The 396-nt window shown below is 59.3% G+C and carries 1 protein-coding gene; it reads right to left on the bottom strand.

Features of this window, described 5'->3' with window-relative positions; all coding sequences use genetic code 11:
- Positions 1-396 (bottom strand): AMP-binding protein (locus RNC47_RS37300; protein WP_394814971.1); only part of this gene is annotated, 396 nt, incomplete at both ends.

The following is a 396-nucleotide window of genomic DNA, read 5'->3' as shown; positions in this document are numbered from 1 at the left end:
GTCACCAACTGCGACTCATCCAGTATGTCGAAGAGGCGGTGGCATGTCAGCGCATTCATCACCAGGTTGGCGTGTGTGAGCTCGGCACCTTTGGGCTTACCTGTGGTGCCGCTGGTGTACAGGATGACCGCAGTATCGGTCGCTTCGGTCGGGACCATCACATCCTCGCGAGAGCGCTCGCCGAAGAGTTCTGCCAGGTCACTGATGTCGATGGAAAACTCGCATGTGGCCACGTCGTCGAAGCCGCGCCAGGCGTCCTCAGGCAGGTAGTCGCCGGCAAAGAAGTAGGCGCACGCACCCGAATCACGAAGGTGGTAAGCGACTTCGGCGCGTTTCAGCATGGTGTTCATCGGAACGACCACTGCACCCGCCTTCAGGATCCCGTAATAGATGATG

Source organism: Streptomyces millisiae (assembly GCF_031845425.1).
Lineage (GTDB): Bacteria > Actinomycetota > Actinomycetes > Streptomycetales > Streptomycetaceae > Streptomyces > Streptomyces millisiae.
Note: the sequence above shows the minus strand (reverse complement) of the source record. Positions and strands in the feature narration are given on the sequence as shown.